Source organism: Sphingobium mellinum, from assembly GCF_037860795.1.
GTDB lineage: Bacteria > Pseudomonadota > Alphaproteobacteria > Sphingomonadales > Sphingomonadaceae > Sphingobium > Sphingobium mellinum.
In genome coordinates, this window is record NZ_JBANRK010000041.1 from 1 (window position 1) to 7906 (window position 7906).

General features: G+C 59.6%; 7 protein-coding genes. 3 read left to right on the forward strand and 4 right to left on the reverse strand.

Features of this window, described 5'->3' with window-relative positions:
• The 4 genes from AAC640_RS18135 to AAC640_RS18150 all read right to left on the reverse strand — a co-directional run.
• On the reverse strand, positions 1-748 hold a 748-nt coding region (locus tag AAC640_RS18135), incomplete at its 3' end, for a nucleotidyltransferase domain-containing protein (protein ID WP_340268833.1).
• A 74-nt stretch (positions 749-822) separates the two neighbouring features.
• Positions 823-1068, reverse strand: coding sequence for a sigma factor-like helix-turn-helix DNA-binding protein (locus tag AAC640_RS18140; RefSeq protein WP_340268835.1), 246 nt, complete (start codon positions 1066-1068; stop codon positions 823-825).
• Positions 1069-1126: 58 nt separating this feature from the next.
• Positions 1127-2890, reverse strand: coding sequence for a ParB/RepB/Spo0J family partition protein (locus AAC640_RS18145; protein ID WP_340268837.1), 1764 nt, complete (start codon positions 2888-2890; stop codon positions 1127-1129).
• Positions 2891-3386: 496 nt separating this feature from the next.
• The gene (locus tag AAC640_RS18150) at positions 3387-4013 is read right to left on the reverse strand and encodes a TetR/AcrR family transcriptional regulator (RefSeq protein WP_340268839.1); all 627 of its coding nucleotides are present in this window, start codon (positions 4011-4013) and stop codon (positions 3387-3389) included.
• 192 nt (positions 4014-4205) lie between these two features.
• Here AAC640_RS18150 and AAC640_RS18155 point away from each other — a divergent pair, with 192 nt between their 5' ends.
• The 3 genes from AAC640_RS18155 to AAC640_RS18165 all read left to right on the forward strand — a co-directional run bounded on the left by AAC640_RS18155 (position 4206) and on the right by AAC640_RS18165 (position 7859).
• Complete coding sequence (locus tag AAC640_RS18155; RefSeq protein ID WP_340268841.1) at positions 4206-5423, forward strand: aromatic ring-hydroxylating oxygenase subunit alpha; 1218 nt, start codon at positions 4206-4208, stop codon at positions 5421-5423.
• Positions 5424-5625: 202 nt separating this feature from the next.
• Positions 5626-6747 carry an aromatic ring-hydroxylating oxygenase subunit alpha gene (locus tag AAC640_RS18160; protein ID WP_340268843.1) on the forward strand — a complete coding sequence of 374 codons (1122 nt, stop codon included), beginning with the start codon at positions 5626-5628 and terminating at the stop codon, positions 6745-6747.
• 110 nt (positions 6748-6857) lie between these two features.
• Positions 6858-7859 carry a TonB-dependent receptor gene (locus tag AAC640_RS18165; protein WP_340268845.1) on the forward strand — a complete coding sequence of 334 codons (1002 nt, stop codon included), beginning with the start codon at positions 6858-6860 and terminating at the stop codon, positions 7857-7859.
• Positions 7860-7906 lie beyond the last annotated feature (47 nt).

The window sequence follows — 7906 nt, forward strand, 5'->3', positions numbered from 1 at the left end:
CGATAGCCGCTAACGCGTTGGTGACGATGGGAAAGCTGCACCCTATCAGCATAGTTCGTGGATCGGCATAAAGCCCCTTATGCCGCGCGCGGCATAAGGGGCTGTACAGGGTGCGGACGAGAAACAGGCAATGATAGTAGCGCTCTGTTGCCTGATGCAGGAGGAATGCGGCCTCTTTCGACATGCCTTTTTCCCTCGCGCCTTCCGCTAACGTGAAGAAATTGCCAGAGCTCTCGAACCATTCGTCAAAATAGTCCTGCGTCTCCTTGAGCGCCTGCTCCGGGGATAGCGGCTGCGGCTCGACAAAGGGCTGGTCCGGCTCCTCGAACAGGGTGATGCCGTCGCGCAATATATCCATGAAGAAGTAGCGGCCCAGCCGCAGCTTGTCGTTCACATCGTCGAGGCTGTGATAGATCAGGCTGACAGGCGTGCGCAGGACCGTGCCCGCCGACAGGTCGGCCAGAAGCTGCGCTTCGGTCTTCTCCCAGAACTCCGCAATGTCGGTGAGGTCGTCATGATTGACGACAATCAGCAGGTCATAATCTGAGAAATAGCGGCCCACCGGGTCCTCGATCCAATCGCCCCGCGCATAGCTGCCGAACAGGATGATCTTGAGCAGCCTGCCATTGCGATAGCGCGGCTGGGTGCGCTGCGCGGTAGCGCGGGCAAAGCCCTCGCGCACGGTCTCGACCACATGCGCCAGTTCGCGCTGCTTGCCTTCGGGCAGATGATCGAGACTGGTCTTCATGGCCCTAGTCCTAACCTGCTATCGCCCATCCGCCAACCTCGCTGCCAGCAGCGAGGTTGGCGGCGCGGAAATCCTCATTTGCGCCGCCATTGGCGTGGCGGCGGCGCTTCGCCATGGCGCAATTGATAGCCGATATGGGCGATGGCGCGGGCCATCTGCCGCTCGACGGCCCTGACGGAAAGGCCGGTTATTCTGGCGACATCCTCATAGCGCATGGCGTCCAGCCGAACGGCGAGGAATATCTCGCGGCGCAGGCGCGGCATCGTCAACAGGGCTGTCTCCAGACGCTCCAGCCGGTCATGATCGGGATTGCGGGGCATGACATATCTCCCATGCAAGAACAGGACCGGCGGTCCGAAGACCGCCGGTCGGGCACAGTCATGCGGCCTGCGACATGGGCGCGGGATCGACCTTCGGTTCGGCATCCGTGCCGTCAGATGACAAGGCCATGGCCTCTACTGCGCTGGCCGTCCGGGTCACGCTGGCAATGCCACCGCGCCCGGTGTAGCCGCTGGCCGGAAAGCGCAGCCAGCGTGGCACCCAGCCCTCGACCTTGGCGCGGCCGTTGCTGCTGGTGAGGCAATCACGGACGATCTGCCGCTTGGTCTTTCCGGTCTCCTTGGCATTGGCTTCGGCAACATCCTTGCCCGCGACCTCGGTGAGGATCGCATCGATCACCTCGCGGTCGCGCAGGCTGTCGAGCAAGGCGTCATCCGCCTGCCAGACCGGGGCGATGTCGACGTCAAGCTGCATCCCAAGCGCATCGACAAGATCACCGCGAGCATCCAATGTCTCGCCCATCGCCACTGACAGGATGGCCATGATGGTGGCATCGTCCAGAGTGCAGAGTTTGGCGTAGAGGCCGGTCAGTCCATCGCTGCCGCCGGTGATGGTCGGGGTATCGGCATCGAAGTCGAGCACCGCCAGCAGCCTGCGCCGCTCGGCATCGAACTGTGCTTCGGACACGCTGTTCTCGACGCTTTCGGCAATCGCATCGGCCGCGCGTTGCGGCTCGGTCCTGATCGTCCAGAGCGGCGATCCTACGATCATGTGCGCCACCGCTACTCGCAGGCATAGGCCGGGGTGGCCGATCATCCGCGCCCGGACGGCTGCATGCCGGTGCAGGTCGATATAATCCTGCTGGCTGCTCGTTACTTCGGGCCGTGAGGGTTTGCCGACGGCATCCCCGTCCTCGCCCTGCTTGGCAAGCTTGCGGGCTTCCTTCGATGTCAGATAGCCTTCGTGGAAGGCGACATCGCCCCTGTGGCTGGTGACAACATAGACCTTGCCGCCCTTGCGCTTGGGGCAACGCTCATATTCCCAACCATGGAAGGGTTCGCCCTGCGGCAGCAGCACGACATCGCGCCATCCAGCATCCCGATATTGCTCAACCCGCGCCTCAATCACTGCCTGTTGCGCCGTCCAGAACGCGGAGACATCAGCGAAATAGCGATCCTCCCCGAACAGGTCGGTCACGATCCCCCCTTCATAGCCCTCGACATCGAACAGGGCTGTGCTGACTGGGATCGAGGCACCGCCCAGCACCCATGATTTGAGCGCATGGCCGATGGGGCAATAGCTGTCAGGATCGTCGAGCAGGGTCAGCCATTGCTGCTGCTGGCTTTTGGTCGCCAATGTGAGGTGCCGCACGGTGGCCGCTTCGATCTCGCCGCGCCGGTAGAGATTGCGGATACGGGGCAGCAGATTGCCCAGCGCCAAGGTGCGCTTCACCTGCAATTCGGTGAGGCCGAAGGTGGTGGCGATATGATCGGGGTTTCGTCCTTCGCGCACCAGACGGGTGAAGCATTCCCATCTGGTTACTTCATCGGGATCGAGCCGGGCGATATTCTCGATCAGTGAGGCCTCCAACGCTGAGGCATCGTCGCCTGCCTCGATCACCGCACAGGGCAGCGCCTCGGCTTCGCCGCTTTCTTGCATTACGGCCAGCGCTGCCTGATAGCGCCGCTTGCCTGCCACGATCTCATAGCTGTCCGGACTGCCATTCGCCCGCACGATCAGCGGCACCAGCACGCCACGCGCCCTGACGGACGGCAGGATATTGGACAGGTCCGCCTTGCCCTTGCCGCGCATGTTGAGGCCGGAGACGGCCAACTTGGCGATGTCGATATGCTTGAGTTCCATTTCCCTTCACTCCTTCAAACCGCCGCAACCGGCGCCGGAATGGCGGGTGGGCGGCAGGAGCGGACCGACAGGCCCGCCGGCAGAGCAGGGCTGCATCCGCCGGGGGCCCCCATCGCGCCAGCGATGGGGAATGGTCCCAAGGACCGGAACGAAGAGGAGGACTCCGGTGAAGCCGGAGTTGCGGCCCGGCGCGGCGGGCCTAGAGGGAAGCGACGCCCACCCGCCAGATCGACGCCGCCAAGGCCAACGCCGCCGCGCCGCAGGCGTGGCGACCATCAGGGCGGTGCGCAGCAGCAGCCCCATGCGTTACTGATCGTCACCCGGACGGGACGAGACGCCCGGCGCGGGCGGCTCGGTGGAGCGAAGCGGAATAGAGCAGGGTCGCGCCAGCGGCGCGAAACGCCCACCATGTCAACACTTGGGACAATCGCGACTGTCCGGTTCTGAGCGCCATGACGTCGATTTCGGACGCTGCTCGGTCGCAAAAGTACCGTGATTATCTATGCGGCGCAGCTGGCTGGCTGAAGATGCCTCTAAGCGCAAGTTCGAATCCGCCCGAAACCAGATCTATGTCAGAGACCGGATGGGTTACAGCGTGAAGCGCCGTCGCCCTTGCTATTATCAAGAGCATTTCAACCCGCATATCGACTTCGCGATCTGTGAGTTCAGGTAGCACTGTTCCTATGACCTTGCGAAACATAGCGCGAAATTGGCGGTCGATGCGCTGGATCATTTCCGCGATCTTTTGGTTGCGTCCTGCTTCAACCTGAACCTCAGTCGCGATTGCGCCGCGATCATATTCAAGGAGCCAGGGAAGCTTACTTATAAATGCTTGAACGATGGTGTCTATGGTCAGGACGGAGGACGTATCCAGCTCACTCATATAGAGCATCAATTCCTGGAATTCTCGCTCGGCCAAGGCAATCATGATGGCCTCTTTATTTTCGAAAATCTGGTAGATGTGTCCGGGACTCATCGATGCAGCCTCTCCAATGCGACTTATGCTGGCTGCGTGAAAACCTTCCGCCACCACGCAAGCGCGTGCAGCATCGAGAATCTGGTTCTGTCTTCGCTCGGATCGTTCCTTGCGCCGCTCCGCAGCCGCTTGTGCTCTTCTGTTCATCGTGCCCCTTAAGTGTTGCCCTCAACCCCATTCGCCAGTTCGTTGCTCTTCGGCAAGCCCCTCAGGTGCACTTTTAAGAATACGCATACTTATTTCTGTTGACGGGTCGGTGTTGCGGGTATAAAACGTCGGCAAGGAAGCCTGAGGCTACAGGCAGGTAACCACCTAGTATCGGTGAGGATATGATCGATCATGAGTGATCTCAATTTAGAAGAAATGCGCACCCTGTATGATGAGATCATGGAGCTGGTTCGCTTGAAGCAGCCTACGCTCGCGCCGGATGTGATGCGGTTGCCGGTTACGGATTATACCGACCAAGACCGCTGGGAACGCGAAGTCAAGATGTTTCGCAACACGCCTCATGTCATCGCATTCTCTACCGAACTGTCCGAACCCGGCAGCTATTGGGCGAAGACCATGGTGGGCGTGCCTATTCTGCTGACGCGGCAAAAGAATGGCGAAGTGCGCATGTTCGTCAACGCCTGTCGGCATCGCGGCGCAAAGGTCGCTGCAGAGGGCTTGGGTTCGGCGGCCCGATTGACCTGCATCTATCACGCGTGGACCTATGGGCTGGACGGCAAGCTGCTGGCGATCGCGGAGCGTGACCTGTTCGGCGACGTCGACAAATCCTGTCTGGGACTGACGGAATTGGCGGTCGAGGAGCGCGCTGGATTGATCTGGGGCGTTCTGACGCCGGGGCTTGCACTGGATCTAGATGCGTTTCTCGGGCCCGAGATGGACAAGAACATCCGCAAGGCGCGCTTCGATCGATATCATATCGTGGACCGGATGGATTTGCCGGCCGCTAATTGGAAACTGGCATCAGAGGGATACGCGGAATCCTACCATTTCATCAGCTTGCACGCAAAGAGCTTCGGCACGTTTGTCTATCCGAACATCCTGAAATTTGACCACTATGGATTGCACACTCGCTACCTGACGCCGGCACTCGGCATCGAAAAATGTGATCCGACATCGCTGAACGAGCTTAAGCGGTATGTCCAGATTGCCTATACGCTGTTCCCGAGCATGGAATTCGCCTTTGCGAGCGATACCGCATTCACTGAACATGGTGGCGAAGAAAGACCGCTGACCGAGCGCCTGTTCGTCAATCAGGTGCTTCCAGGCGCGAGCCCGGACAAGTCGGTCACGATTTCCCGCACGATGGTTACCGAAGGCGGTCTCGCAGCCGATCGGATTTCCGAGACTAAGAACTGGGCGGCGATGACGCATCAGACGGTCCGGGACGAGGATTATCCTGTGGTCCAGTCGACGCAGGATACGCTCAAGTCTCGTGCTCAGGAGTATCTCATCTTCGGGCGGAACGAGATCGCACTCCAGCATTTCCATACCACACTCCATCGCTTGTTGGATGAGGAACCGAAGCCGGCGCTCCAAGCGGCAGAATAAGGCTCAATTGGAGTTCGCAGCACGCGGCATGCGCCCCGTCGCGGGATAGATGACAACAATGACGGCGAATAGCCCGGGTGTCGATGTGACGCCCGGGTCACGGATAAGCTTGTCAGAACGGGATGAGGATCGACCGATGAACATCGCAGCGCCATCGTCACGTCGCCGACCCGACTCTATGAGAGACTTGGACCGCAGAGCGGTGGCACATCTTGCCAATGGCGGAACGACCGACCTTGCCGATGCGCCGCTTGTAGTGCCCGCAAGCGAATATACCGACCCGGCGAGGTTCGAGACGGAGCGCCGGGAGATCTTCGGCAAATTGCCGTTGCTCGCCTGTTTTTCGGGCGACATTGCTGAACCTGGTGATAGCTTCACCTTCGATGCGGTGGGTCCCTCCATACTCATCGTGCGCGGCAAAGATCGCGAGGCGCGCGCGTTCCTCAACATGTGCACGCACCGCGCTGCTCGGCTGGTGGCGACGGGCGAGCGCCGCAATTTGATCGTCTGCCCGTTCCACGCGTGGAGCTTCGACACCGAGGGCAAGCTCGTCAGCGTGCCTAAGAAGGAATGTTTCAACGACCAGGACCGAGCGGCGCGAAATCTCATACCCGTGCCGATCGGCGAATGGGGAGGGATGATATTCGTCAAGGCGCATGCAGGCGATGAAGACATCGATGTCGAGGCATGGCTGGGCGACATGGGACCACAGTTGCTCGCCCTCGACCTTGCCAAGGCTAGACCAGTTACCTTCGATCGTGTCGACGCTGCCGCCAATTGGAAATACTGCCTCGATACATTCGGCGAAGCTTATCACTTCAAAGTTCTGCACGCGACGACCATCGCTCAGATGTCAGTACCCGACGTCGCACTGTTCGACGCCTTCGGGCCGCATCACCGTGTTTGCTTCACCGATAATCACTACAAGGATTGCGTCGGCCGGCCTGAAACGGAATGGCCAGAAGTGCCGTATACGGGCAGTCATCTCATCTTCCCCAATACCATTTTGTATCCCGCCGCGCATCAAGGCGGGATCGGTCTTTACCGGTTGTTTCCGGGCGAAAGCGTCGGGAAATGTTTCACCTACATGTCGGTCTACCGCGCATCGGATGCCCCTGACTCAATAACCGATCAATCCCTGATCGACGGCCATAACTGGAATATCGGGATCGTCGGTGGTGAGGATTATAGCGTCTCTGAAGGGGGGCAGCACAATCTGGAACATGCACCCAAGGGTTTCAAGATGGTGCTGGGACGCAACGAGGTCGCGCTCCAAAATATGCACCGCAATATCGACGCCATCATTGGGCCTGCAGAAGCCTGAGCTGCAAATAATAATTCAGACCGAGATGAATTCACCCGAGGAAATTGGGCAGATTGAATTTTCGGTTCTGCCACAGGCAAACATAACTGATAAACTAAAGGGGATATACTATGAGAAATTCTATCAAGAAGGCACTTTCGGCCGGGGCATCCGCCCTTTGTCTAGCAGCTGTGACCGCCCCTGCTTATTCTCAGGAAGCGCAAACGGTAGATGCGGCATCGTCATCGGGCGACATTATCGTCACAGCGCAGCGCCGTTCGGAGCGTCTCCAGGATGTGCCCCTTGCGATCACTGCAGTGACACCTGAGGCCGCGACACAGCTAGGGCTGCGCAACATGCGTGACGTCCAGCTGGCTATGCCGGGTACCGATTTTACGGTCACCAGCGGCTTCCTGGCGCTTTTCATCCGTGGCGTGGGCGTCCAGACCGCGACGCCGGGCCTTGAGTCGCCCGTGACAATCTATCTCGATGGCGCATATATTCCGCGCGCTGGCGGCTTAAACTCGTTACTTGACCTGGTAGACCCCGGTTCGATCGAAGTTCTGCGCGGCCCTCAGGGGACATTGTACGGCCGAAATGCTACTGGCGGCGTCGTCCGCATCAGCAGCGCGGCACCGACCAACAAGTTCGAAGGTCGTGTCCTCGCGGAATATGGCCGCTTCGACCATAAGCAGTTGGACGGCATGCTGAACGTGCCGATTTCCGATACGCTGAGCGTGCGTTTTGCCGGCCGTTACAGAAATGAGGACGGCTATATACGGAACTCCAATGGTGTCGATCTGGGAGGAGCCAACAATTATACCGCGCGTGGCCGCTTCAAATGGGACCCGAGCGACGCCCTGAGCATCACCGGCGGCGTCGAGTGGCAGCGGAGCAACGCCAGAAATTATGCCGATCAGCTTGGCTTGGGTTCGCCGGTTTGCTACGTGTGCCAGACCAGCGGCGACACGCCCCCGAGCTTTTACAGGTCGATCCAGTCGGAATCGGGAAAATATTACAACCGCATGTTCCGCGCCGATCTGCGGGCGACCTTGCAGTTGGATCAGTTCGACCTGACCAGCACCACGACCTATTTCAACAATCTTAGAGGCTGTGTCAGAACGCTGACGTAACGGTAGACGATCGAGTTCCGATATGATTCCGAGGGGTTGCGAGACCA